Below are 25,999 nucleotides of genomic sequence, written 5' to 3' on the forward strand. Positions count from 1 at the left end.
CCGGTCCGAGGAGCGACGGCCATCCTTGTGCCGAAGGGCACTTCTCAAATTCGCAACTGTTCGCCCAGCGTAGCCAGTTTTCCCGCGCTTCCTTATTTCAGCTGTATCGCCGCTGTCGCAGCAAGCTGATAGCCGAACCTTCTTCACGGATGATGACGTCTGCACATGACGCGTCGGCAGATATCCTTACCTCGGCAAGGGACGATATCGCGGGGTCAACGGCCAGGGAGCGCCGAGCGGCCCCTGCGCCCTGACGGTCGGAAATCGCGCACGCATCGATCCACCGCGAGGCAACGCACCGACGCCACAGCTACCGTCGGGGCCGTCGCGTCAGCCTCAGGTACGCCTTCGTAGGCGCGCAGATGGCTGCGCCGGACCCGGTTCGCTGTGCTTGCAATCGGGGAACTGATTGCATCCGCAGAACACCGTTCCGTTCCCATTGCGCTTCTCGACCATCTCGCCCACCAGGCAGACAGGACATTGACGCAAGGCAACGCCTTCGATCGTCTCAAAGCGCACTTCATCCCCGGCGATCTCGCAAAGTTCCCGGATATAGCGGGATGGCTGACGGCAGTTGGTGAGGAGGTACACGCCTCGGCTGGCGCGCGTTAGTGCGACGTAGAACAGACGTCGTTCTTCAGCATAGGCGAAGGTTTCAGGGCGTGGAATTACCAAATTGAGCAGCTCGTCGTCCTCGATGCGGCTCGGTACGCCATAGTCGCCTTCACTCACATCAAGCAGAACCGTGTAGTCCGCCTCCAGCCCTTTGGCCCGGTGAAAGGATAACCCCGAAACCTCGATATTGGCGAACGAGGGCGGAATCCCGCCGAACGGGTCGAGCACATTGTATCGCCAAAGAACCAGGACTTTGAGTTTGGCATCTGGTTTGTTGCGCCACTGCGCGGCGATGCCGCCCAGAGCTATGTCGAGCCGTTTGAGCAAACGATCACAAGCTTGGGCAAAGTTGGGCTTGCCGCGCTTGTCAGCAACGGGAATAACCCGTATCGACCGCGGAACGGCAGGCCGTGTCGAGCGGACCGATTTCGTGATCTGTTTGGGATTGCGCTGGACAAATGTCGCGGCCGTCTCGGCGATGAGCTGATTGCAGCGGTAAGTCTGTTCAAGGCGTCCCTCCCAGCTTACCCCGAAATTAGCCTCGAATTGAGTGAAGATCGTGATGTCCGATCCGGCAAAGCGATAGATCGACTGCCAGTCATCTCCGACCGCGAACACCTTGCTGAACGCCTTCTGCTGCTTGAGCGCTTTGATGAGATTGGCGCGCGGCTCGGAGATGTCCTGAAACTCGTCGACAAGGATTAGGAATAGGGACTTTGATAGCGCCCCGTCTCGACCAGCCGGACTGCGTCGGCAATCATCGAATCGAAGTCGATCCGCCTGGTCTCTTCCAGTTTTTGCGAATAGCCCTGCGTGATCATCCACACGACGCGGGCATAGAGCTTCGCGCGCTCCTTGTCGTGTAGGCTCCCGGCTCGCTCAAACAGCATGTCGAGCGTTAGATGGCTGGCGCGAATATGCTTAATGCAGGTTGATATGAGCTTGTGATAGTGCTTGATCACGACAGGCTCGACCGCCTTCGTGATCTCGGCATAGCTCTTGCGCTGGAAGTGAACCGCGCGCCGCGCCAATTCCGCTTCGAGTGTGCTGAGCAGCGTCTCGCTGCTAGCCTGAGCCGAACTGGTCTCGAAAAAATCGATCTCTTTCCGTCGATAAGCTTGGCGTTTGCTCTCAGCGTGCTGAACATAATCCGCAAAAGGGGAGGTCCCGTCGGCATTGAGCGCGAAATGCTCATGCCACGTGTCGGTCTGCGGATAGTAGAAATCCGGATGCAGATGGCGGACCGTGCCGTCATCGTCTTCGACTGCGATTTGCCGCTCGTAATCGAAAGCGACGGAATGCAACCATAACCAGTTGACGATCTTCTGCTCCTGCAGGGATTTGACAATAACGCCGGCAAGCGAACCGATCGTCGACTGGCCCGTTTTGAGGCGATCCGCGACATAGCGGCGGTAGTCAGCATCATTGTCGAAAATCTCAGTCGGGATGTCCGCCTTGGGATGCACCACGAGCAGATCGCTCCACAATCGAGCGAATTCCGGATCGGTCTCTGAGAGGCCCCGGATGATTTCTTCGATCACCCTACCTTCACCCGCTGGATGATCAACCCAGTCGGCAAGCTGGGGCGGACGTCCTTCGACCTCTTCGATTATGCCGCGTCCGAGCGCATGAAACGTCGTGACGCGGCATTCCAGTGCACTTTCCTCGACCTCAAGCTGTCGTGCAATCCTGGTCCTGAGTTCATCCGCCGCACTCTTGTTGAAGGCCACAAGGAGGATTTCGTCGGGCCTGTAGAGCTGCTTTTCCAGGACATAGGCAACTTTGCCGACCATGGTTGCGGATTTGCCGGACCCGGCGGAGGCGACGAGCAGATTGTTGTCCTCCAAGCGGATACAGGCCTCGCGTTGCTGGTCGGAAAGCGAGCGCCCGTCGAGATCGTCGAAAAACGGCCGGGATTTCAGCAGCTCCGAGGTAACGAACGCTTCATTGTAGGCGTGGCGAACGCCCCGGTCCGTCAGCATGGCGAATGAAGCAGGGAGGGACGCCTTCAGGCTGGCCGGCATCAATTGTGGATCGAGAAGCGGGTGAGAGAGAGCGACGGCAGCGCTGCCGGGCACGCTGGCGATGGCCCGGCCGAGATCGGCCTGAGCGAGATATTGTCTATTGCCCTCTGTGATCGCCCGAAGCCTGGCGTCGACTTCGAGAAAATGACCCGTCTCGGTGCCGATGAGTACGAAGAGGTAATGGTTGATGAATGCACGAAGGTCTGAGGCTAAATTCTCGGCCGATACACCTGTTAACCCCGCCAGGCTATCGGTTCTGCCGCGTGCGCGGATCTCGACGGTATGCCACAGCAGCGCCTGGCTGGTCGAAATCGACACGATATCGAGGCAGTTGAGCTCGGCATCGCCACCCTGGCTCAGCCGAATGCGACCGGGCAGCCTAGGGTCCAGGGTCAGCTTCCATTTCCCGGAAGGAAACAATCGTGCAAGGAAACCCGGGCGATGTGTACGCGTTCGGCCAGAAAACAATTTGCTCAATGCCACATTCGCTATGTCCAGAAAATCAGCGACCTCAAGGGCGAATTATCATCAATTGATTGAGATGCTCCAAATCCTCGCAGGTAGGCGACCGACCAGCGCTCAGTTCTCACTGCGGCGTATACCCGGTTTCGCCGCAAGATGAGCCGATGCGCGGGATCGGGGAGGGGTCGACAGGATCTGTCTGGAGAGGGTGGACAAGTTGTCCGAAACGACAGAAACCCATCACCCAAGCAGGAAGCCGGCATGATCGTTGAGACGGTCAGGGGCCGGGGAACCCCTTCGCCCTGATCTTGCCCGGTGCCCCTAACACGCGATCCATCAAGCCGTTGAAACCGTCTTCCTCCGAACTCCAGCAGCATCGGCTCCGATCCATGACCTCGACGTATCTGTAGAATCTAGCGAGGTTCCTCCGTGGGGGCGGATCATGCGTGAAACGGCGATGGATCGCGATTTTCATGGATTCAAGATCGAAATACAGAGCGAAGTATGCGCTGGGAAAAGGCTTCGATCTACTAGCCCGCTCGTACAGCGCCAGTGACCGCGAAAGCAGCGTGTTGATCCCGTGGCTCTTATAGACCCCGGCGGCTGTTCCGATGGCGGCCTGCCGCAAGCTCTGATGCCCGGCCTCGTCCGCCTCGGGAAATGCTCGTGTAAGATTGACGGACCAGTAGATGGTCGGTGGCAGCAACAGGTCCTGTGACCGGCAATCGGGCATATTTGTCAGGTCCGATTCAGTCGGCTTCGGACCGCTCCGCCATTCGCTCGCCGTGCGTTCGTCGAAGCCTCCGCGGCCAGGCTGCGTGCGCTGCCAATTCATTTTCGTAGCCATCATGTGCGGACCGGATCCAGTTCGATGATCCGCTTACGTTTCGTCCCTGATAGCCTGAACCCGCGGACCGTGATGTCGAGCGCTTTGATGGCCTTGTCGAAACCCTCGGGTATGTCTTCGTCTGTGGGCACGACCAGAAACTTCGCGGCATCGCTGGCCGCAGCATGCGTGACCAACTGGCCGATCGCGGTGTAGAGTTGCTGCCTACCGACACCCGTTTTGATCTCGTAGACTTCGGTGATCTTTCCGGCCTGACGCACGTAGCAGTCGATTAGCTGGGTGTTGTAGACCTTCTCGTCCAGCTTGCACGCCGCACGCCTTTCGGCGACGATCACGTCGACGATCTCGCCATGATATGTCTCGTAAGCGAACGTTCCGCCGCGGCGGCCGCGCTTGGTCCCCGAGAATTCCTCGTCATAGCTCTCGGCGTCCTTGACCCGCTTCCGCAGCTCCGCGGGATCAAGTTCGCCTGCGGAAACGGTGCGCTTGAAATCCGCGACCTTGCTGACGTACCGCGCCAGACGGCCGACGAAGCCCGCGTCAGCCATGTTGCCGACGGGAATGGCCTCGCGGACTCGACCGTCTTGGCAAAGGACTTCGACCATCCGGATGTTCGCCGAGAACAGAAAGGCCCTCTGTCCAATGCCAGGACGGCCGCCGCCGACCGCACCGTCGTGCATCAGGTGGACGTCGCCAGTCTCGTCGTCTTCGGCGAACGCCCCCGCGACTTGCCAGCCGTTGGTTTCGGAAGGAACGTTGATCTCGACCGTAATCAGCTGCATTGTTCGCTCTGGCTCGAAGATGCCGAAGGCGTTCCAGTATCTCGAAATCGTCGTGTCCTCAGGAGTTTTGCTGATCGAGGCCCAAAGCTCGCCTTCGCCGGCTGAGAACAGTTCGCGGTCGCGGTTGCCACCCTTGAAGCCAATTCTTCGCGTCCCTTGCGACGGCAGCGAATCTCTCACGATCTGCGCAAGCCTCGCCTGCGCAGCCTTCTTCGCTTTCGTCTCGTAAATAAGCCTGAGCATGTCGTCCCCCTATCACCAACGACCTAAGCATTTCCAAGTGGACCGCGCCACGTTGTCGATGGCGATCGCTGCTTTGACTGGCCTCGGATCGAGCGGGACAGGTCTGATTTCTGTGGGCGAAAATTCCCTTGCCAATGACAATCGTCGTCTCGATGGCTGCGCCCCGCTTCGAAACCGCTGCTCCCGGTATGTTCATCGGCTGCCTGGTTGGCAGATGATTGTCAGCTCAAAGCAGGTCGCATTCGGTCGCCAGGCTGAGAGCCGTCTGCAGCCGGTCGGGGGTCGGACGCGGAATGAAGACGCTTGACACTCCCGGCGCCAATGTCCAACCGCCCTCGTCCATCACGACCTTCAGACGGAGGATGAACCTGCCCCGCGCCCGTGCATCCGCCAGTCCTCGTCCAACCGACCAGTACACGTGCTGAGCCAGGACCCAAGTTTCCAGAACATGGCGCGCGAACTCCTTGCCCGGAGCGTCTTCCCAAGCGGCGGCCTCGCGCTTCGCACGGAACAGCGGCAGCCGGTCCTGCCGGTCGAAATGCTCTCCGGCGATTGGCGCGTTGGCGATGGAGAAGGCCAATCCGTCGACGATGACGGCAGCGAGGCCGGCTCTTGAAGCGTCGGCCAGAACCTCGGTTATGCGGTTCATCAAGCCAGTCGGACCGACTCCGGAAAGGTGACCAGCTTCCAGCCACGTTTCCGCGGTGTTCCTGGCAGGACCGATCCCGGCTTCTTCTAGGAACGCCGCGACAAGCTCCTCGGTGGTCTTTGACCGATCGTCGAGCTGGCGCAGGATCCAGGCGAAGAGCGTTTCCAACGTCAGCCGGAACAGTTGGCGGACCTGCAGCTGCCGCCATCTGGTCATCGTTTCTTCCAGGCCACTCGTCGGATTGAAGGCCGAAGGCGCTCCGGCCATCGTGCCGCGGATGCGGTCGACCTCAGTAGAGGCGGCATTGGCGACGGCCTCCAGCATGAGCCCGCCTCCATTTTTCCTGACCGTGGGAGCCGACGGTCCGAACAGCATGCTGGCGGCGGCTTTCTTCTCCGGGTCGGTGACCGTTCCGAACGACCATGCGGCGGCCCAGTCCATGGCCTCGTCAGAGCTGACGCTGACGCTGCCGAGGCTGCTGAAGGCAGGATGATCGAGCCTGTCCGCGATCAGCGCCTCGAACGCGTCAAGCGCAGGCGAGGCGGCGGCAGTCGGCACCAGTATTCCCAGATGGACAGGATGCTGCTCGACCCAGCCGAGCGACTTCAGTCCTGGCCCGTAGTTCACGGGCGCCGTGAATGCCGTGGAATAGCGACGCTCCTCCCGGCGCTTCTTCCATGCCGGGCCGCTGAACTGGTAGCTGGTTTCGCGCAGCAGCGGGCCGAGAACCTGGCGGCCAGGCAAATCAGCATTGGTGTCCAGGAGGAACTGGGACCACGAATAGATCACTTCGATGCGGTCCACGAAATCGAGCAGGAGATCGACCTTGATGTCCGCGGCTTCCTGTTTCTCCGCGAGCTGTCGCGCCCGGCGCCAAGCCCAGGCGACGATCACGAAAGGCCGAACGTGGCGCGCGACATTGTTCAGGCCCGGAAGAACCTGGTCCATCAGGTCGAAGTTGGTCTGCCTCAGGCCCAGAGGATCAACGCCGCCAAGCCGGGGAGATGTCGGAGGCACGAAGACGGGTCCATCGGCGGCGCTTGCGGCCGCGGTCATGTCGGCCAGGGAAGCTTCAGCCATGTTCAGCCTCCTCTGGCCAGATCAGGACGTGGCCGCAGCAGTTCCTGGCCGTCGCCACCGCTGTCGAGCGCAGTTTGCCCACCTCGATCTTCGGCAGCGTGCGATGGCATTTCGGGCATGCCTCCGACCATTGCTTCATGACCACGATCTTCTTTCTCGACCGCTCGGACTTGAACGCGTCGGCCATAGTGGCGAACTCGTCCTTTGCGGCGAGGGCGAGCTCCCCGTATCCGTCTGCGGGATGTCCCGCCGCGAGAGCGTCGAGGTAGGCCCTGGCCTGCTCACGATAAGTGCGGATTCCGCCCACCCGGCCCCACAGCTCGGGGAACGGCGCGTTCTGCTCGAGCACGGAATGAAAGCCGCGCGCGAGTTCGGGCGACGGGCATTCGCCTTGAAGGTCAGCTCCCAGCCCAACCAGCCTTGATCGGGCGGCGCGCAGGTCGTTCTCTTCGATCCGCGTCCCGAGAAGGGTAAGGACGACCGCAGAAACCAGTTCGCGCCTGTCATCGGGAATTTTAACCCTGGTCAACGCGTCGAGCAGCCGCTGGAGCCACCCCCTCGCTCGCTGCTGGTCCGGCTGCAGCCGTTCGCAGATGTACTGCGTCAGGTCCAACGCCCGGAAAGCATGAAGCTCGGCCAGTCCGGGAGAAAGCATCTTATCGAGGAACTGCTCGAACACGTTCAATGAATGGTCCACGGCCCGATCGACGGCCTGGACCTCTTCCGTGATGACGTCGCCTTCCTCGTCGCTGTCGGCATTTCGTACTGCCCCGACCTGCTCCAGGGGGCCGCGCTTCTCCCGCAGCGCGGCGAAGACATATCCCATGAAGCGGACCCAGCCAGCCCCGCCAGCACTCGCCCGATCCGCTCCCGGCACCGAGGCGCGAACGAGGCGCAGGTCAGAAACCGCGACCGTTTGATCCTCCGGCGACGCGCGCTCTCCATTGACGCCGCCGCCGATCGGCATTGCCGCCTGCGTCATCCTGCGGGGATCCTCGTGGAACCAGCTCATCATGGCTGCAACGTCAGCAGGCGTCTCGGTCCCCGCCAGGATAGCCAACAGGCGCGGTCCAAGCGGTCCGGCGCGCCGGGTCATCTCGGCGAACGCGGCAAGCGAAACGAAGCCTTCAGCGACCGATCCATCGGAAGCCTCGACGCGCACCACCAGCCGGCCACCCTTCCATGACTGGACCTCCAGTCCAGGCGCGCTGGCGGTGAACGAACCGTCGGCGGCAAGGTCGACGTCGTCCAGCTTGCGAGGGCCTTCCGCGGTGACCTGGTAGACCGATGCCGCCCCCGTCATTGCGGGCGAAATCACTTGGCCGGAGATGTGGTCGCCTTCCAGAACCGCCCGCAGAATGCCGATCGGCACGCTTCCGTCGTCGGCATCGTCGACTGGGTCCATCGGCTGCGGCGGCGACGAAGGAACGTATGTCCAGCCAACCATGCGGTCCCGCTGCATCCGGGCTACGCAGGCTTCGACGTTGCGTCCCGCGCCAAGGGCAGCGGTCGAGGCGTTGGGACTGCCAGAGACGAGCAGCCTGCCGCGCCTGCATATGATTTCGAAGGCCTTCGCATGGAGCTTGCGGGGCTTTTCTTCCTTCAACACGTCGAGTTCGACCGCACGGACTTCGACGCTTGTCTGGGACGGCCAGTTTGACCCGATCTTCCCTTGGACCGTGCCGCCGCTGTGCGCGTGAATGAAAACGTGATCGAGGCCGATGGCTTCACAAAGGCGGCTGATCGCCTTTCCGCTATCCCAGAACGGCGCTGCCGCAACCAGCCTCGTCGCTCCGCCCATGGCGTCGACCGCTTCGGCGATCTTCCCCGATATCGCCCCGTCCAGGCTGTGTAGGAGGCGGATGTCGCCGTTGCGTGCCCGCCCGCGCGTCGACTTCCGGAGGTCGTTGGCGACGGCCTGGCAGTGATCGGCAGCGCCATGGCGGATGTTGTCGGCGAGAGCCAGCAGTTCAAAGAAGTCCGCGGCGTCATCGATCGCGTCGGCGGCGAACCCCGGATGCAGGTGCTCGACGACCTCGAGGTTGCCTCCCCAGCCGTTGAAGGTCAGGTTTCCTGAGCCTACCAGCAGGTGGCATTCGTCATCCGAGACCAAGGCGGAAAGCTTGGGATGGAAAACACCCGCGCCGACCGAGATCGGTTCGAGCTCGTAGTCTCGCCCCACGCGCCGTGCGCCTTGCTCGCTAAGCCCTGCCCTGACGCCCTCGACGTCGGCAAGGATGACCGCCTCCCGGCCCCCGCCGCGCACGAGAGCGTCGAGCAGTACAGCCTCGAAGAAGGACAGGCTCAATGCATAGGTCGTGAAGATTGCACGACCCCATGGATGCGCAGATATCAGCTCAAGCGGCGATAAGGCCAACAATTCCCCCCTTGCACGCATGCCTGAATCAGCAAAATACGCACTACTTGGAAGGAGTAGCTGTTCCGGAGCTGTGTGTCCCGAACTTCATTAGGTTGAGTAAATATTGCTTGGCCAGGATGAGAGATAGTCCAACTTCTCCGGATAAGCCCCTTGACACGCTTCTGTCTGTTCACTATTCGTTCCCGCATCATGATCAGCCGTCTGCACCTCGCCCTCATACGCTAAGCCGCTTACGTTGCCGCCATCCGGCGGCGCGCCCCGCATGCTTAGTGTCGAGGACAAGGCTCTGATCAGCACCTCCAGAAAATCTGAGACGACGACGAGGCATTACAGCCGCTCGCTGATACGCGCGGCCGTCGGCGCCTGACCGCGCCATGCCTCATCCAGTTCCGATTTTCATGACCGTGCCGGCCTACCGCCACGGACTACGACCGAGGTGTCAAAATGATCCGTTACACAACCCCGGAGGGCGCCAGGAGCAGCAATAACAACGCCTTCCACGACAAGCTCCGCCAATCCTTTCCTCGATTTCTCGCTTATTGCGGGATCATGCGAGCGTGCAGAGCCATTCCTCAGTTTCGACTGATGAAGCCTGTCGTCGTCGGCCTCTTGCTCCCGGAAGGAGCGGACGCTGACATTTACGAAAGCGCAGCCCGCTACGCGGCGCATGGGGCGTCTATCGTATACGGGGGCCTTGATAGTACCGAAGTGCTGAGGAGGATGAGCGACCGCGGGAAGAAGGCGACCGACGGTGATTTGCCAAAGACACTTTCATCAAAGCGGCGCGTCGTTTTGGTGGCTGAAAACATGGGGTGCGTGCCGGACAGCTTCCATCTCGCTGCCGACGCGGTGATCCAGATCGACGCCGTTCTACCGCGTCATATCATTACTGCGGCGAAGTTCTGCCTCCAGATCGACATTACGCCCGAGCAGGCAGAGTTCATCGCCACGGTACCAGTGTCAGTCATCGCCGCCGCACTCCGCCGGGGGAGGCCGGTCGCGACTGCGATTGAGCGGATGAAGAAGGCTGTCGTCCCGAAACCTCGTGAAGTGTCCGGTCCCACGTTGGACGACCTCCATGGCATTGGAGAAGCCGGAACTTGGGGGCGCGAGCTTGCTACCGACCTCGCGGACTGGAGGGTGGGCAAGATCGGCTGGGCCGATGTCGATCGTGGCATCCTGGTTTCCGGGCCGCCCGGGACCGGGAAGACCACCTTTGCGCGGGCGCTCGCGCGCACATGCGATGTCCATCTCGTGCTTGGCTCGATCGCCCGCTGGCAGGCCAAGGGGCATCTTGGCGACATGTTGAAGGCCATGCGTGCAGCCTTCGACGAAGCCAATAGAAATGCCCCCTCAATCCTCTTTCTCGATGAGATCGACGCGGTGGGCGATCGCGAGAAACTCAGCGGTCACAACGCGCAGTATTCCTCCGAAGTAGTGGCAGCACTGCTCGAATGCATCGACGGCGCCGAAGGACGGGAAGGCGTCGTCATTGTCGGCGCCTGCAACCATCCGCATCGGCTCGACGCGGCGCTAGTCCGGGCCGGCCGTCTCGACAGGCATGTCAGGATTCCGCTGCCTGACTTGAAGGGTCGCGAGGGAATTCTGAGATGGCATCTGCAAGGCCTGCTCGTCGACATGGACCTGTCCGGCGTCGCGAGCAGGACGGAGGGCTGGAGCGGCGCCTCCCTGGAGCAGCTAGTCCGGCAGGCAAGGCGCCGGGCGCGACGCGAGCGTCGGGGTCTTGTCCTCGATGACATTGCAGCCGAGCTACCTGTCCTGGTTTCCCTGCCGGAAGAAATGCGCCGCAGGTTCGCTGTCCACGAGGCAGGGCATGCACTGGTATGTATTGCAATCGGCGCGGCCGAGATCGTCCGCGTGTCGATCATCGACACATTCGACGTTACGGCAGGCCGCGTACAGGATGGCGGAGGGGTGACTCTCAAAGAAGAGGGCCTTCGTGAACGGACGCCGGCTCAGTTCCTCGACCGGATCGCGCTGGTTCTGGGCGGGCTTGCCGCCGAGGAGGTGCTGCTTGGCGCGAAATCGGCAGGCGGAGGTGGGGTCCGTGGGTCGGACCTGCACAATGCGACGCTGTCCGCCCTGACGTTCGAGGCTTCGTACGGGCTTGGCGAAAGCCTGGCTTACATCGCTGCCGACAACGAGGACGACCTGTTCACGGCCATGCGGTTCGACCGTGGCCTTCAGGAGCGCGTCGATTGGGTGCTGATGGAGCAGTTCGAGCGGGCGAAGCGTATCATTGGAGAGCATCGGAAGGAGGTCGAGCGGATCGTCGAAGCCTTGCTCGCCAAGGGTGCCCTGTCGGCTGAGGAGATCAAAGAGATTGTCGAGCAGCAGCCGAGGCTGAAGTTGGAGCCGAGAAAGAGGGCGGTGTAGCGGGAATCCTTGGCACGCAAGTGAGCCCGGGAAGCCAATTGGGCACGCAAGTGAGTCCGGGAAGCCAATTGTTCGCAAATCGATATATTTCACTGAATAATCTGGCGAACAGCGCGACGAGCGTCGCATTGGTCAGCGGGGCCGCAGTGAAAAAAAGGCGAATGCTGTCGTCTTTTTTGATGTGTATTCGGAGGGAATTCAGTCTTTGTGAAACTACTGCATTGTGCCGAAGACCAGTCACTAAATATGTTCGAGAATTGCTCTTCAGGGGGAGGGGATGATGAAGGCTTATCCCGCTCGCTCCGGTCATACAAGATATAGGGCCGTCGTCCTGAAGTCGTTGGCCTAGTGCGGGTTGACATTTTGTCGTTCCGTGGGATACATTGAACCTCAACGAATTACAAATGAGGTCAATGATGGCGACTGAAGACAAAACGCAGGTTTCCCTTCGGGTTCCTGCAGCTATGCTTGCCGACTTCGAACGTATTGCCACGGCTCTTGACCGGGACCGGACTTGGGTGATGCTGCGCGCTTTTCGAGTCTACCTCGATGGCGAGGGCGGGCATCTGCTCGATGAGATGAAGGGGATCGAAGAGCTCGATGCAGGTCAGGTAGTGGATTTCGACGAGGTCATGGACAAGGCCGACGCCATCATTGCGGCAGCCCGCAACTCCCGCCAAGCCAAGGTGGGCTGATGTCGCGACGCATGGCAGGTATGTCTCCGAAGGCGGAGGCAAAGTTCCTGAAGGGCATCGCCTACATTGCTGAGCGCAATCCTTCGGCGGCCGAAAAGATTGTCGCGAGGATGAGAAGCCTGCGCGAACGCCTCGTCGATTTCCCCGACAGTGGCGTTCGCGGCGAGATCCCCGGAACCCGGCGCATGGTGCTCAATCCGTTCGTGCTGACTGTCCGTCAGGGCAAGAGCGGCATAGAGATCGCGGCCGTGCGCCACGCCAAACAGAAGGATGCATACGCACCTTCCGAGCTCCTTGGCGAAGATCCCGAAGAGGCAGAGGTCCCGTCTAGTCCGAAGAGGTAGGGGTGCCTCAGTGGGTGTCGAACACGAACGCCGTCCGGCGCTTGGCGAGCACAGGCCGCTGCGGCTTCTTGCGCGTGTATTGCTCTCGCTCTGGTGGGTAATCTTGGTTCAGCAGCAGCTTGGCGTACTTGAGCGGCACGTCGGCCAGCCGGGCGCGCAGATACGCATCCTCGCGCCCCTCCTCGTCCTGTCCGCGGACCGCCTCCTTGAGTTCGCGGAAGATCGGCCGCTTTCCGGTGATGTCCCAATAGGTTCCGGCACCAACCTTGACACCAATACCGAGCAGCCGCTCGAAGGATGATCGGTAGTGCCTGCGGCGGTTGAAGCGGAAGACGAATTCCTGCAGGTAGACGTCCGCGTGCTTCTTGCGTAGCCCGTGATAGACCCCCATCGACCAGCGCTTCAGCAGCGAGAAGATGCGATGGATATGCTTCAGCACTATGTGGGCTGGAACCGTCTTCGGGATGACGATCGCCTCTTGGCCGCAGTCGGCCAACCCGCTATACGAGGTGTTGCCGTCCGTGACGATCCATGAGCCTGGCGCCGTCGTGCGCTCGACGAAATCGTGGAGCTGAAATCGGCCGCGTCCGGTGATGATGTTTAGGCGGATGCGGCCCATGAAGCCATCATCCAGGCACTCGACAGCTCCGGCGATCATGATCTTGTCGGCATCGGGGTTGCCCTTGAGCCGCTCGAGCGTGTCGGCCTTGCGTCGGAACCGCATCTCGGTCTCATCGGCCTGGACCGTCTCCTCGTCGCCCCCGAGCGGCTCGCGGTCGGGATCGACCATGGCGCGCCTTAGCTTGTGGAGAAGCAGCCAGGCGGTCTTGTAGGACCCGATCCCCAGCTTACCCTGCAGTTGGAGGGCGGAGATCCCGTTCGAATGAGTCGTCACGAGATGGGCGGCGAGGAACCAGGTCCGCAACGGGAGGTGAGTTCCATGCATCACGGTCCCAGCGATGACGGAAGTCTGCTTTCGGCAAGGCAGCAGGACACCGTCCTCGGCTACGGCCTCGCCGGCGCATTCCCAGACCCAGGGCTTGCCCCTCAGCTTCCAGCCTTTCATCGATCCGTAGTGCGGGCAGACGAAGCCCTCGGGCCAGCGTCGATCCGCCAGGTAGGCCGCGCACGAATAGTCGTCCGGGAACATCGTCTGGAATTGCTCCAGCGATGGTGGGCGGTCGTATCTCCAGCGAAAGACATGCTCGTGGGGCATCCGGCGCCGCTAGCACATCGAGGGGAGGCGGCGCGAGCCAAACCACTAGATATGGTGAAACCGGAGCGAGCGGGATAAGCCTTCTATCTGGCTGGCGGGAAGCCGGGGCTCTGGTAGCCGAGCTCTTCTGTATACTCGCCCTAGACATACCTTGGCAAAGGTCGCCACACCTGATTAGTAGTCGTGAGGGATACGACTATGACCGAAGATACGACATTTCAGGCGAACCTGGTTCGAAGGGTTCACAACTACGTCCTCGGGACTTCGACGCCCTCAAATTCACTGCTGCCGCTGTGGGAGGCCGTCTACAATTCGCTCCACGCCATTCAAGATCGTTACGAAGATAAGTGGGCGGGGCTGGGTAAGATCGAAATCTCTCTCATAGATCCTGAATCAAACAACCCATCTATTGAGATACGTGACAACGGCATTGGCCTGAACAAGGACAACTTTAACTCATTCATGACCTATGACAGCGATCATAAGGTGACACGCGGCGGAAAGGGCCTGGGTCGCCTATCTTGGTTGAAAGTGTTCGCTGAAGCACATGTCACCAGCGTCTTCGAACAGGGCGATAAGCTGTATCAGCGTTCCTTCACTTTGGTTCTCAATAACGAAGCGCCTTTATCAGGCTACGTACTCGCCGAAACAAGAGGTATTGATCTCGGCACGACAGTGGTTCTCCGACGGATGAAGTCCGCATATGCTAAGCACTTTCCGACAAAGTTCGACACGACGGTCCGAAAAGTCGTCGCTCATTTCCTCCCGTACTTAATTTCTCCGGTGCGTCCGAAGATCACAATCGAGGGCACCGCTGAGTCAATTGAGCTAGGCGCATATCTGAAGGAAAAGGAATTGGCTCTCAGCGCCATTCCCCTCGCGATCGACGGCGATATCTCCTTGAAGCTCGAACACAACCTGCTCGAAAAGTCGGTGGTGGAAGGCAAGGCCGCGCACAAGATCTATCTTGCTGCCCATGGTCGGGTGGTTACCGAGTTCGACATCGGGCTTGCATTGGGCCTCGTTACCTACATCGACCGTGAGAAGCTGTCCTACGCTTATGCAGGCGTCCTATCCGGGAAAATCCTCGATGACTCGGTCAATTCCGAGCGTACCGCATTCGATCTGGACGCGGAACTGCTCGAAACCATTAAGCGGAAAACCTTTGACGCGATCCGTCAAGTGCTCGCCACATCGATAGAACGGGTGATTCAAAAGCAGGCCGACATCACCAAGTCGGTCATTAAGAAGTACCCGCGGTACGCGTATCTCGTGGACGATCCGAAACAGTTCGTCGTGTCGAGCGTTCCCCGAAATTTCCGCACCGCTGAGCAGATTTATCAGCAGCTTGCAGTATTGGACTACCGCGACAACCGGGATATCGAGCGCAAGGTCGAAGTTCTTTCCAGGACGGAGCCAAGGGAAGAGGACCCCGTAGAAGCCGGGGTAGCAGAGCTGTTGGGCCGGCTGACGGAGCACGAATTCTCTGTGCTTGCGGACTACACAGTCCGCCGAAAAATCGTTCTCGACCTGCTGGAGAAGCGGCTTCAGTACAAGCCAGATGGTACGATGAAGCATCACTCCGAAGAGGCATTGCATAGTTTCATCGTGCCGATGCGCGTTACTAATAAAGACGTAAACGTCGATAAACATAATCTTTGGATCGTGGACGACAAGCTAACTTACTACGAATACTGGGCTTCCGATAAAGCCCTTAAAAAGATCGTCAGCGAGCACACATCTTCCGACCGACCGGACGTTCTCTTGTTTGCGGGCAGGTCCGCTTACCATCGTCCTGGCACCGACCAGCCTGTCGTCATTGTGGAATTCAAGAAGCCAGTCCGAAGCGAGTATGACGATGAGGAAAATCCCTTCGTTCAAATCTACAGCTACATCGAGGATCTTCAGAACGGTAAGATCCTTGATAAGGACGGCGGGCAAATTCAGGAAGTCACGGCCGACACTCCCTTCTTCTGCTACATCATCGCTGATTTTACACCAAACATGCGCAAGTGGCTCAGGCTCGCGCAAATCAACGTGCCGCTGCCCGGTGGAGGTGGGTTCTATGGCTACAATTCAGATTACCGGGCCTTCGTCCAGGCGCTCAGCTATAAGTACGTACTAAAGGACGCCCGGTTAAGAAATGAGGCGTTCTTCAAGCAGCTGAAGATTTAGTGGTGCCGGCTGGGGAGCAACGCGAGCGCTTGACTAATCTCATGGCCAAATAGCCAAAGCTCGCTGATAACGACAAGTTCGAAGACGACATTCTGAAGCTGGAAGCGCTCGCCGAGATCGACAGCACAAACATGTCACCGCGGCAGAAAAATGCGATGGCTGCGTTCGAGGAGAGGAAACAACGGTCTCTATGACCGACAAGAGGCGCGAAGCGGGCATTCGTGGAGATTCGAATCGCCTCTGCTAGCGTGTTTGTAGGCTCTCACAGCATAAGTCAGGAGCGCTCAACGTTGAACAATCTTGCGCCGAGAGATCAAGCTTGGGCCCCCCCGGCGCGCCGGAACCACGATTGCGCCTCTCTTGCCTTTCCCTGTTTAGAAAGGCATTCGCCCACTTTGTACAGGCTGTCCCTGAGGCCAACACAATCAATCCTGCCATGAATATCGCCATTAGCTCTTGCGTCAACAGCCCGGCGAAATTGAGATTCGGCTAGCCCAACATCTCCCTTTTCGAGCAGACAGACGCCCAACTCATATAAGCTTTCCCCAACACTATTTTGGTTGACTCGCCTGTGAACGTCTCCCTTAAGCTTCGCGTCAACAGCTTTTTCTATCCATGAATGCGCATTACTGGGTGCTCCGCGTTTGATTAGGCATCGGCCGACATGATCTAGGCATTTGCCAAGTAGTTCGTGGTCTATTCGGCTATGCAAATCGCCTTTCTCGACAGTGGCGATAGCGTCTTTGAACCAATTGAATGCCTCATCAAGCCTATCGAGTTTCTCGCAGCACCAGCCCGCCATATACAAAGCAACCCCGACGCTGGTGTGGTCGATCCGCAGACGAGAATCACCGATTTTTCCCTCGGTCGCGGCGTCTTCAAACCAGCGAAGGGCTTGCTGGAATTGTCCAAGTCTGACCAGACAGAACCCCACCTGATGGAGCACTTTGCCGACAGCTGTGTGGTCAACCGTTAAAGTGAGATTGCCTCTCTTGCAGGCTGTGGCTGCCCGCTTAAACCATTTGAGCGCATTTTTGAATTCCTCCAGCTGCGCGAGGCAGACGCCGACCTGATGAAGCGATTCGCCAACGCTCGCGTAATCAACCTTCCCGTCTAGGTTCCCCTTTCTGCTCGCTGCAGCTGCACGTTCAAACCACGGTTTCGCTTCAGCGAACTGCCCGAGTTCCGATCGGCAGAACCCCATCTCATGTAGGCTGTCACTGAGACTGTTATGGTCGACCTTGCCGTTAAGATCACCTCTCTCTTTGGCAACGATGGCTCGCTCGAACCAGGACTGGGCGGCCTCGAACTCGCCGCGTTCCAACATACACATACCTACCCCGTGCAAACTGGCGCCCAAATCTGCGGGTTCGACGCGGCCTTCAGCTTCGCCTTGTTCTTTCACATCAACAGCGCGTTCAAACCAAGGCTGCGCCGTCTCAAACAGGCCTATTGACCGCAGTGCGTTTCCTATCGTGTCGCAATCATGCGCCGAGATAGCATCGCCGACACTAAGCCAGCGTTGTGGATCGAGCCGGTAGGTCGTCATTAACGCGGCCAAACGCGTCCAGTCTGTACCTCTGAGTAGCTCTCGAGCGAGGGCGATCAAACGATTTGCCTGGACTTTCCGAATATTCTTCACCGCATGAGCTATTTCGTCGGTCAGCGCCATTTCCCCCAGGAAAGTCGACATCAGTTGATGAATGCGCACCTCCTTGGTGCCCTGTAGGATTTGAAGTTCGAGACAGGAGTCAACGTGGTGCTGAAATTCGTCAGCACTCCAACCGAGAGCCTCGATCAACTGTAGCTGAAGTTCTGTGCTGGGAATGCGTGACGGCGTCATCTGTGCCGCGGTATGGAGTAACAGTTGCGCAGATACGTTCAGTAACCGGTAGACGGCATCGAAGCTGCCTCGAGCCTGCTTGGTCAGGGACGCGAGCACACCAGCACCAGAGGGGTAGCGTCTATTCTCGTACCAGACGGCAGCACAAGCTGGCACCAACTGGACGGGCAAGCCATCGGCAACGTCCACAAGTCCGCGACCGTGGCGATAAGCAAGCCCGGGCCCAATCCTCTCTTTAACCAACGCCATTGCTTGGCGCCTGTTCAATGGTGCAACCTCAATCGTTTCCCAGCCTGGCTCCCACCGGTCAGACAGAGTTGTAATAAGCACATGGCAAAGCATGCCGGACCGTGGCACCCAGGGGCGGATAGCCTCCTCCGACTGTACATTGTCGTACACCAACAAGGTTCGGAACTTGCTTATTGTATGCAGGACACGAACAGCTTGATCTTCCATACTCATGCCATCAGGGCTGGTAAGATCGAGCACCACCTGGCCTAGACGAGCCAATCCGATGGAAAGCCCTCGGTCGCCTGCATCCAAAACGAAGGTGCCGCCAGGATATGATTTGCGGGATTGGCGCGCAAACTCGAATGCCAGTTCACTCTTGCCGACCCCTGGCGCGCCGTGAAGGACGACAACGGCCTCCTGCGACATACGAGAACCTAGGTATTCACCGATCCGTCCCAACTCGCTCTTCCTACCCACCAAACGGCGTTGCAGGGCAGGCACCGTGCTGTGTATTGGTATGCTGTCGGCGTCGCGCGGTTCAACGACACGCAGTTCATGTTCTAGGAAATCGCAGCAGCGTTGAAGCTTGTCGATTTCCAGGTCCTGAATGTGGCGCAACAGATAGGGGATGTCCCAGACGTCCGAAAGCGGCATCCTGAACTGGCCCCTGCCTCCCAGAGAAGTCTCCTTATACTTCTTTCGGACGCCTATGATCAGCACGATCAGCTTGCTGTACTTGCTGTCGAGGCCGGCCGTCACAAAGTCTCTGTGCGTCTGCTTGATTTTCGCGAAACTGGAGCTGGAGGTCACCTGAATGGCGATCCGCCTGCTTTCATCCCCTAGATCGACGGCCATAGCATTGCGCTGAACGACGTTCAGGTTCTGGAGATTCAGATCGAGTACAAGGTTCAGTAGATGTCGGAAGAAGGTTTCGGCATGAATGTTGATATCCTGTAGGTTGAGGAGATTCCTCTGCTCCACTTCCACCCTGAGGCGAGACAGATACTCAGAGACCGTGTTGACAAGATTGACACGATTCATGCCAAATCATCCAATAACTTGAGGTTAGTATGGATTTCCAACCTAGGCAGCCATTCTATGGGGCCGTCTCGTTCATGACGAAGGTGTAGTGTCGCGCCGATGTTCCTCGTCTGATCGCTCCGGTCGCGATAGTGTACCATCGATCATCGTGGCGAGGCGAGATGGTTGCGGGCTAGAATCGGCGCGCTCAGGTGATTGGCTGCACACCCCAACAGCTTAGCTATTCTACTCGGACCCCGGAAGGATGTTCATGGATATTTCAACCTGAAAGGAAAAAGTCCGCTTACGGTCAATTCTCTGGGCCGAGCAGCGCTCCGATTTGCGCCAGCTTCTGCACGAGATCGCTGTGCTGCAAGCCGGTCTGAGCCGAACTTGATTGAGGGTGCCGTAGCGCGCCTTTCAGCAGCTGTAAGCGAATGCGGTCTGGTGCGATATCCCGGCTATCATCCGCACTAGAGCGGCACGTCGGCAAGACCGCGAACAGGCAGTTTCTTTGGGAAATCGCCGCCTAGACGCGGCGCGGAGCGCGGTCGAGACGGCCCCGCTTTCCTAGACCGGAGCCTCACTCTCACAGATCAGATCCGGCGGCTTGTTGCCCTGCCAGTAGCCGCAGAGGAACCGCGAGGTCGGCCGAGACAGCGCGGTGCGCAGGACGCTGACCGTCTGGATTCGGTTGCCGTGGCGCCGCGTGTCCTCGCGCCAGGCGAGCTCGGCGACGTACCAGTCGAAGTACTTGAGCGAGAAGCGGTGGTGGATGCCGACATAGGCTCGCTGCACGCGCGAGAAGAAGCTTTCGATCTGGTTGGTGTTGGTCCCGTCCTCGGCCTGGCAGGCCTTGGAGTGATTCACCCGTCGCATCCTGTTGAGGCCGACGATGTCGTTGTAACTGGCATGCTCGTCGGCGATCACCGTAGCCGAGCGCGAGACGTGGTCGCGCACGGCCGCCCACGCCGCGTCGCCGTCCTCGTCGCGGATCACGCGCGTGAAAGTCCGGCCGCCGAGGCCGCGCTCCCTGATCGCCAGCGCGCACAGCCGCTTCATGTTCTGGAATTTCTTCAGGCGGCGGTCGACCCGGTCTTCCGCCTTGTTCTCGGGCCGGATGTGGCCACCCGCGTACTTGCCGTCGATCTCGACCTCGCCCTCGAGCACCATGTCATCCCGGCGCCAGGCGATGGCCTCGCGCAGCTTCATGAGGAGCACCCAGGCGGTCTTGTACTGCACGCCGATCTCACGGGAGAAGCTGCAGGGCGGCCTTGCCCTTGACCGAGTTGACCGAGATGGCCATCAGCATCTTCCTAAAGCTCAGCTTCCGTGATGCGAAGACCGTTCCGGAGGTGACGGTGAAGACCGCCTTGCAGACTCTGTCAGAGCACTTGAAGCGGCCGCGGCTCATCGTGTGGCAGCGCAGCGTGCCGCACTTTGGACAGTACGGTTCTCCGTCGGTCTCGGGCCAGCGCATCTTCCTGAACCAGCCATGGGCGGTCTCCTCGCGGACCTTGGCGAGGTCCATGACGGTGAGCGTCCGGCATTCCGGCGACAGCAGGAAATGCTGCCCTTTCGGTTGTCGTCTGGACTTCGCCACGGCTCAGTCCCTCCTCGGCTTGGAAGGCGGCTGGGCCGCGTATTTCCAAGCCTCCGGACGGGACCGGGACGTGCATGACCGCCGCAGCAGGTTGCACGGCGATAAAGGCGACGGGGAATGGGATGGCGGTCATGTTCAGGCTCCAGGTTGCATGCGTACAGCGTCCGCGGCAGCCACTGGGCCACCGACGAAATCAAAGCTGTATGTGGGCCGTCCTGAACATGGGATCGGGCTCATACCCGGAAGCGGGCAGGAGTCGATCGTCTCTTATGAGCGATGGTTAATTGCTTCCAATCTTGACATTTTCCTTATGTTACGTAACATACGGATAAAGGAGATGAATTATGGTTTCAGTTCCAGCCTCGGAAATTCAAAAGAACTTTGGAGAGTGGAATGACCGCGCGCTTCAAGCGCCTGTCCAGATTACAAAATACGGCAGAACGTCCACGTTCCTCGTATCAGGCCCGCTATTCAAGGCTATGTGGGCATCGTTTCGTCAAGCTCTTCCCACCTCGGAGCTGCCGGCCAGCGAGGTAGATTTGATCCTTGGATCGGAAATGGCAGCAGGCGAATCCTATAACTTGGATGACATCCCTGATTTAGAAACCGAGTTCTCAGGCCCAAAACTTTAGGCCCCTGGAACGAGAATTCCTGAAAATCCGCCTGTCGGATATGTGCACATAAGCTCGCGGAACCCCGAATTTTCAGTATGACCTTCCACCTTTGTAGATGCTGTCCGCCGCGCGATTGGCCAAGATGGCAGCACGAGAAACCGCAGCTGCACTGTACGCACGTCCCAACATTTCCGCGGTCGTCAGGATTGGACACTTGCACGCTCATGTCGAAACCTCCGGGAAGCCCTGGAGATCAGCATGTCGTCGGAACCCTTCGCCGTTAAACTAGAGCACATTCCTTCCGCCATGGGGGCGGTCGTCTGGGAGAGCATGGTCTATCCCAGATGTCCGGCCGACCAGCGCCCGCACTACCGGGTGGCGCGGCTCACGGTTCGCGACCGGGGTTTCCAGTATGCGGTCTTCGGGGACTTCAATATTGAGAGTGCCCGGCACCTCGAAACAGTCCTTCCGCCTGCCAGCAAGGAGATTCATGGGCTCAAGATTACTGTCGGAGTCTGCGCGTTCCGGAGCCACGGCCAGCCAGAGGTGGCCTCAGGTCTACTTCCATACCAAGAATTTCACGTCCAGGTGGACGACCCTGGCGACAGCGAAATGCAGGTCGGCGAAATCTACGAGCCACAAGATCTCGGACGTGGGCAGCCGCTTCAGACTAGCCATGCCAAGTTCAGGGACCACGAGGCGAGGGCATTCTACCGCGAGCGCAACCTGAACGCCCCTTCGATTGGTCAGTCCGCGCCAGCACGAGGCGTCAATCGTTTCAGCAGGTAGATTTCTCGGCAACCACAGGTAGGATGAAGCGAACGGTTGCGGCTGATTGAGGCGCCGATGTGTCAGTCGCATAGCAGGCGGGCCGAAGATCTATCGCCGCCCGCAAGTCGCGAAAACATTCATGTAGACTGTCAACAACATCGCTACTGCTCAGAAATTTGCGCGCCCCAATGCCCTCAGCACCGCCAGAAGATTTGCCGGATATCGACCCGATCAGTTCCATGACATTTGGGGCCGTTTCGTTCGAAGCGTCGATGTCCGACTTTGGGCCCATAGCGCAATCCTTCGCTCCATACGATCCGATACGATTGGCTGCCACTTTTGGTGGGCTGCTCACTTTGCCGGAATTGCAAGCCAACAATCATCGGATCGAGGTGCTCACACACCTTGCCCTCCTGACCGCTAGAGGCAAACGCAAGCCGGACGATCATGTAATCGCCCAGGCTTTCAAAGCCATTGGCGAAACAAAGATCGGGCAGCAAGAGGATCCTGCTGAGGACGTCTTCGTATCGTCGGTTTATACGTCGTTAGGGAATTTTCGGGTGCTCGGAGGCTCTTGGGAGTCAGGCGGATTCTACCTGCAGCGTCTGATCAACACTCTTGAGAGGCTTGGACCAGGCGACTTCCTCAGCTCTGTCCGCAACAGCGTCTATGCCCTTCTGCGGCTTTCCGATGCAATCTGCGAGCGAGCAGAGTTGTCACGTCATCAGCTTGGTGCAGAGATCCCACTAAAGGAACTGCCGGCACGTATACGGCGGCTTTCGGGGGGCGCGCGGAAGACGGTCTGTTTCACGCCGGCTCAACTGGCGGACCTTGATATCTCCCTCAATGACCTCGCACCATTTGGGTTCACACCGCGGAAACTGCAGGATCTCGTCAAGGACATGCTGGGGCATACCCAGTTGGAGCGCTTTCCCTTGGTTCACCGGGCAGGCGTCATTTGTGTGCTTCTGCCGTCCGCGGTCAGCGCGGCTGCACGACGGTTCGTATTGGAGGAGATGTCCGCGGCCGGGGTCATGCAGGCCTTCATGGCGGCCATGGCTCACGAGTACACATCACTGATTTCCGACACTCCGCTCCTCGGAGACATCGGCAGCCAGCCAATCGAGCTGCGGCGGACCGACGGGGGCTTCATGGCGGGCACGATGACGGAGATCGATCTTGGACTCTATCTGAATTTCATCTTCTTTACAGACGACCTCGACGGCTTTGCCAGCAAGGGGCTGTTGGGGTTCTTTCCGCCGACTGGCAAGCTGTCTGCAACGGTCGACAAGTGGATCGATGACTCTCGCGCTGCGGCAATGGTCCGCCCTGGATTTCGCGCTGGACTTAGCCTGTTGGTCCCATGTGGCATAGGCCGTGGTGTGAAGCAGTTCATCGCGGACACTCCGCGCGACAACTGGCATTGGGATTTGGTCAGCGCTCCCGACTTGCTCACCATGAGCTGGTTGCTTGACTTCAAACCCTTGTCACTATGGCGCATGCTTGAGGCGGAGGGCCGTCTACAAGAATTGGGTGTTCATCTTCAGAACATCAATGGCCTGCTGAACATGGTTGGCTGGACCCGATCGCTAGGCGGCCATCTCGTCCCCCATGGCGCTTTGCCTGATAACTTCGGCGCGCCTGAACAGACCTCAATTGTCATGATCCAGCAGAACAGCCTCCGCATTGTGCGCGGACAGGCTCTGATTAACTGGGACGCGCATGTCGTGAAGGGCATGGCAGGTTCATGGCTACTGGTCCGAAGGGATAGGCAGTCCTTGTTCGAAGAAGACCGGCAGCACCCACTCTACGTGGTGGACGAGCGCAATTCTGGAAAATGGCCTGATTTGGTCTACAAGGCGCGACAACGGGATTGGTGGTGCAGCTTGACCACTTCTTCGGGGACATCGGGTCATTTCGCCTATGAGCGGTTCCGGGTCCTCAAAACCTGGCTCACGCGCATTGCGCCGATCCTGGATAGTGAACTCCAAGGCCTGCCGCCGCGACCTGTATGCTGGAACGTCATTTTTGAAGGCGACATCGGCCATCATCCAGCGGAACTCGGCGTCGTCCGACTGTCGTTTGAAGACGCTTTAGCTGCACTCTCCGTTGAAGTCAGTCAGGAGGAATGCACCGTGACTGTCACGGCGAAGGCAGAATTCGAAATGACCTTTCTCCATCCCGAAAACATCGCCGAACGCGCTCTTGTGGAGAAGACACTTCAGGGATTTCAGGAACTCTCCGGGGTAGGGCGAGATGTATCCAAGTTTGCGGAACTCATGAAGCGCATCGTGCCGGATGGAAATGCGCGGCAGCAACACGCGTTCATGGCGCGTAGGTTTCGGGATTGGGTTCGAAATTCGCTTTGGAGCGCTCCAATCACAGTCGATGCTGATGACAGCGCATACATAAAGCTGGGTTTGGGTTGGAAAAGCCGCGATCGGTCGGAGGGGGGCGAAATCAGCGGGAAGGGGGAGTGCAATGCGTTCCTTAACCGGGCCGTTAAAGGCCTTGAAGACGAGGTGTGCAACGAACTCCGGCAGCTTGATCGTCGGGCGGTGATACAATTTGCGCTCACCAATCATGAGAGCGCGATCGTCGACCGTGACCAATGGCAAGCCACGGCAGCAGCCGTCCTGTCCCTTCACAACGATCGTGAAGAGGCGCTTGGAGTGATGGCGCATCGCGACTTTCAGCTCAGCGCAGTTCTGCAGTCCTCGCGACTAATCGTGGAGTTTGCGCTTTGTGAGTGTCCCATTGCGGGCGGGCGAAAGCCAGGGCAGCTGGAAATGTCCCGCCTTATGGCCAAGGTGCTGATGATCGCCAATCTTGGCGGTTGGTCTGATGCGATACGGTGGGATGCGATGGAGCCACAAGTGCACATCACAGCCTTAGGCGATATTCATGCCAACCTAAGCTTCCAAGAAGACATACTAGCTCCGTACGCCCGCGCCGCCAGCGATCTTCGAGTCCAGGACAGCGTTGAGACCTATTCCGAGAACCTCCAGGATCCGCCGATGGAGGCCGCCCCACTGAACCAGTTTCCAGATGAGTTCTGGGAGGCTTGGCGCGAGCAATTTGGAGCGAGCTTCGAGGCATCGCGGGAATTCTTGGGCATGATCGAGAACCGTGGAATCGATGCAAGGGAAGCCATATTCTCGATGAAAAAGAGCGAGCTTCTCGCTGCCTGCAATGGCGTATCGGTATTGCAGGACGAAGCTGGCCCCTTGGTAAATGGCCTACTCTTTGTTGGGCGGCCGAAGTGGCGAGACCTACCGCCGGGTCTCGACCCGAAAGATATTTTCCCTTGGCGATTCCGCAGGCGACTCTCTGTCTTGCGCCGCCCCATAATCCAACTCGACGACCAAGAGGATCCCGAGTTGATAATAGCTCCGGGCCTGGTTGGTGACGCCGTCCAGTATATGCTTGGGAACTACCACCGCGGTGACTTTCCTCTCTGGCAGCTCACTCCGAAGATGAAGCAGTGGGCGGGACGATCCCGCGACCTCCAGGGTCACGAGTTCGCTATGTCGGTAGCAACCCGGATGAGGGAGCTGGGGTGGGAAACTGACATCGAAGTTCCAATTACCAAGCTACTGCGGAAGGGCTTCCCAAAGAATTACGGCGATGTCGACGTTTTAGCGTGGAGGCCGGACAACGGCCGTCTTCTCATTATGGAGTGCAAGGACGTTCAGTACCGGAAAACTGACGGCGAGATCGCGGAACAACTTGCGGACTTTCGTGGGCTGGCAACGCCCGACGGCAAGCGCGATCTTCTTCGCAAGCACTTAGACCGCGTGGAATTAATCCAAAGCCACATTCAGGAGTTGAAAGCTTCGCTGAGGCTTTCGATCGACCCGCTCGTTGAAGGCCATCTGATCTTCAAGAACGCAGTTCCAATGCAGTTCGCCTGGGAACAGATGCGAGGCAAGACTGCGCTCAACATCTTTTCTGATCTTGGCCGCCTATGACAGGAGCCTGCGGCCGAATCCGTCCAGGGGCGATGCC

16 protein-coding genes and 1 pseudogene are annotated in these 25,999 nt (G+C 59.0%); 7 read left to right on the forward strand and 10 right to left on the reverse strand.

What is annotated here, in order from left to right:
- Window positions 1-336: 336 nt before the first annotated feature.
- The 6 genes from EN824_RS36545 to EN824_RS11950 all read right to left on the reverse strand — a co-directional run bounded on the left by EN824_RS36545 (window position 337) and on the right by EN824_RS11950 (window position 9,079).
- Window positions 337-1,317: a UvrD-helicase domain-containing protein gene (locus EN824_RS36545; protein ID WP_272483017.1), complete on the reverse strand. Its 981-nt coding sequence runs from the start codon at window positions 1,315-1,317 to the stop codon at window positions 337-339.
- A complete protein-coding gene (locus EN824_RS35915) occupies window positions 1,317-3,116 on the reverse strand; it encodes a UvrD-helicase domain-containing protein (RefSeq protein WP_135932300.1) in 1,800 nt (599 codons plus the stop codon). The genes EN824_RS36545 and EN824_RS35915 overlap by 1 nt, the downstream gene beginning before the upstream one ends.
- 262 nt (window positions 3,117-3,378) lie before the next feature.
- Window positions 3,379-3,936, reverse strand: coding sequence for a hypothetical protein (locus EN824_RS11935; RefSeq protein WP_135932301.1), 558 nt, complete (start codon window positions 3,934-3,936; stop codon window positions 3,379-3,381).
- A gap of 11 nt (window positions 3,937-3,947) precedes the next feature.
- Window positions 3,948-4,973: a hypothetical protein gene (locus EN824_RS11940; protein ID WP_135932302.1), complete on the reverse strand. Its 1,026-nt coding sequence runs from the start codon at window positions 4,971-4,973 to the stop codon at window positions 3,948-3,950.
- A gap of 226 nt (window positions 4,974-5,199) precedes the next feature.
- Window positions 5,200-6,702 carry a septum formation inhibitor-activating ATPase gene (locus tag EN824_RS11945; RefSeq protein WP_135932303.1) on the reverse strand — a complete coding sequence of 501 codons (1,503 nt, stop codon included), beginning with the start codon at window positions 6,700-6,702 and terminating at the stop codon, window positions 5,200-5,202.
- Window positions 6,695-9,079 carry a hypothetical protein gene (locus tag EN824_RS11950; RefSeq protein ID WP_135932304.1) on the reverse strand — a complete coding sequence of 795 codons (2,385 nt, stop codon included), beginning with the start codon at window positions 9,077-9,079 and terminating at the stop codon, window positions 6,695-6,697. The genes EN824_RS11945 and EN824_RS11950 overlap by 8 nt, the downstream gene beginning before the upstream one ends.
- A gap of 447 nt (window positions 9,080-9,526) precedes the next feature.
- Between EN824_RS11950 and EN824_RS11955 the strand changes: the two genes are divergently transcribed.
- The 3 genes from EN824_RS11955 to EN824_RS11965 all read left to right on the forward strand — a co-directional run bounded on the left by EN824_RS11955 (window position 9,527) and on the right by EN824_RS11965 (window position 12,518).
- A complete protein-coding gene (locus tag EN824_RS11955; RefSeq protein WP_135932305.1) occupies window positions 9,527-11,479 on the forward strand; it encodes an AAA family ATPase in 1,953 nt (650 codons plus the stop codon).
- Between the two features lie 416 nt (window positions 11,480-11,895).
- Window positions 11,896-12,174: a ribbon-helix-helix domain-containing protein gene (locus EN824_RS11960; RefSeq protein WP_135900657.1), complete on the forward strand. Its 279-nt coding sequence runs from the start codon at window positions 11,896-11,898 to the stop codon at window positions 12,172-12,174.
- 11 nt (window positions 12,175-12,185) lie between these two features.
- On the forward strand, window positions 12,186-12,518 hold the full coding sequence (locus EN824_RS11965) for a type II toxin-antitoxin system RelE/ParE family toxin (RefSeq protein WP_245520974.1): 333 nt from the start codon (window positions 12,186-12,188) through the stop codon (window positions 12,516-12,518).
- 262 nt (window positions 12,519-12,780) lie between these two features.
- Here the strand turns inward: EN824_RS11965 and EN824_RS11970 are convergent.
- A pseudogene (locus EN824_RS11970) lies at window positions 12,781-13,734 on the reverse strand (IS1595 family transposase); the annotation flags it as partial.
- A gap of 198 nt (window positions 13,735-13,932) precedes the next feature.
- On the opposite strand from EN824_RS11970, the gene EN824_RS11975 reads away from it, so the two are divergent.
- On the forward strand, window positions 13,933-15,909 hold the full coding sequence (locus EN824_RS11975) for an ATP-binding protein (RefSeq protein ID WP_135932308.1): 1,977 nt from the start codon (window positions 13,933-13,935) through the stop codon (window positions 15,907-15,909).
- Between the two features lie 313 nt (window positions 15,910-16,222).
- Here the strand turns inward: EN824_RS11975 and EN824_RS11980 are convergent, their stop codons facing one another.
- The 3 genes from EN824_RS11980 to EN824_RS11990 all read right to left on the reverse strand — a co-directional run bounded on the left by EN824_RS11980 (window position 16,223) and on the right by EN824_RS11990 (window position 20,606).
- Entirely contained in the window at window positions 16,223-19,024 is a 2,802-nt protein-coding gene (locus EN824_RS11980) for an SMEK domain-containing protein (RefSeq protein WP_135932309.1), read from the reverse strand.
- 549 nt (window positions 19,025-19,573) lie between these two features.
- A complete protein-coding gene (locus tag EN824_RS11985) occupies window positions 19,574-20,245 on the reverse strand; it encodes an IS1595 family transposase (RefSeq protein ID WP_189522164.1) in 672 nt (223 codons plus the stop codon).
- A gap of 7 nt (window positions 20,246-20,252) precedes the next feature.
- Window positions 20,253-20,606 (reverse strand): transposase, encoded by a 354-nt coding sequence (locus tag EN824_RS11990; RefSeq protein WP_135932311.1) that lies wholly within the window; start codon window positions 20,604-20,606, stop codon window positions 20,253-20,255.
- A 344-nt stretch (window positions 20,607-20,950) separates the two neighbouring features.
- Here EN824_RS11990 and EN824_RS11995 point away from each other — a divergent pair, with 344 nt between their 5' ends.
- The 3 genes from EN824_RS11995 to EN824_RS12005 all read left to right on the forward strand — a co-directional run bounded on the left by EN824_RS11995 (window position 20,951) and on the right by EN824_RS12005 (window position 25,962).
- A complete protein-coding gene (locus EN824_RS11995; protein ID WP_135932312.1) occupies window positions 20,951-21,238 on the forward strand; it encodes a type II toxin-antitoxin system Phd/YefM family antitoxin in 288 nt (95 codons plus the stop codon).
- A 240-nt stretch (window positions 21,239-21,478) separates the two neighbouring features.
- Window positions 21,479-22,009 carry a hypothetical protein gene (locus EN824_RS12000; RefSeq protein ID WP_135932313.1) on the forward strand — a complete coding sequence of 177 codons (531 nt, stop codon included), beginning with the start codon at window positions 21,479-21,481 and terminating at the stop codon, window positions 22,007-22,009.
- 170 nt (window positions 22,010-22,179) lie between these two features.
- A complete protein-coding gene (locus EN824_RS12005; RefSeq protein ID WP_135932314.1) occupies window positions 22,180-25,962 on the forward strand; it encodes a hypothetical protein in 3,783 nt (1,260 codons plus the stop codon).
- The last annotated feature ends 37 nt before the right edge of the window (window positions 25,963-25,999 follow it).

The organism is Mesorhizobium sp. M8A.F.Ca.ET.181.01.1.1 (genome assembly GCF_004792025.1).
In the GTDB taxonomy this organism is placed as follows: Bacteria; Pseudomonadota; Alphaproteobacteria; order Rhizobiales; family Rhizobiaceae; genus Mesorhizobium.

Bases quoted from the DNA above. Each gene is read 5' to 3' on its own strand.
- EN824_RS11995 (WP_135932312.1), top strand. From the start codon at position 20,951: ATGGTTTCAGTTCCAGCCTCGGAAATTCAAAAGAACTTTGGAGAGTGG.
- EN824_RS11980 (WP_135932309.1), bottom strand. From the start codon at position 19,024: ATGAATCGTGTCAATCTTGTCAACACGGTCTCTGAGTATCTGTCTCGC.
- EN824_RS11965 (WP_245520974.1), top strand. From the start codon at position 12,186: ATGGCAGGTATGTCTCCGAAGGCGGAGGCAAAGTTCCTGAAGGGCATC.
- EN824_RS12005 (WP_135932314.1), top strand. From the start codon at position 22,180: ATGCCCTCAGCACCGCCAGAAGATTTGCCGGATATCGACCCGATCAGT.
- EN824_RS11935 (WP_135932301.1), bottom strand. From the start codon at position 3,936: ATGAATTGGCAGCGCACGCAGCCTGGCCGCGGAGGCTTCGACGAACGC.
- EN824_RS11955 (WP_135932305.1), top strand. From the start codon at position 9,527: ATGATCCGTTACACAACCCCGGAGGGCGCCAGGAGCAGCAATAACAAC.
- EN824_RS11940 (WP_135932302.1), bottom strand. From the start codon at position 4,973: ATGCTCAGGCTTATTTACGAGACGAAAGCGAAGAAGGCTGCGCAGGCG.
- EN824_RS11945 (WP_135932303.1), bottom strand. From the start codon at position 6,702: ATGGCTGAAGCTTCCCTGGCCGACATGACCGCGGCCGCAAGCGCCGCC.
- EN824_RS11960 (WP_135900657.1), top strand. From the start codon at position 11,896: ATGGCGACTGAAGACAAAACGCAGGTTTCCCTTCGGGTTCCTGCAGCT.
- EN824_RS11975 (WP_135932308.1), top strand. From the start codon at position 13,933: ATGACCGAAGATACGACATTTCAGGCGAACCTGGTTCGAAGGGTTCAC.
- EN824_RS12000 (WP_135932313.1), top strand. From the start codon at position 21,479: ATGTCGTCGGAACCCTTCGCCGTTAAACTAGAGCACATTCCTTCCGCC.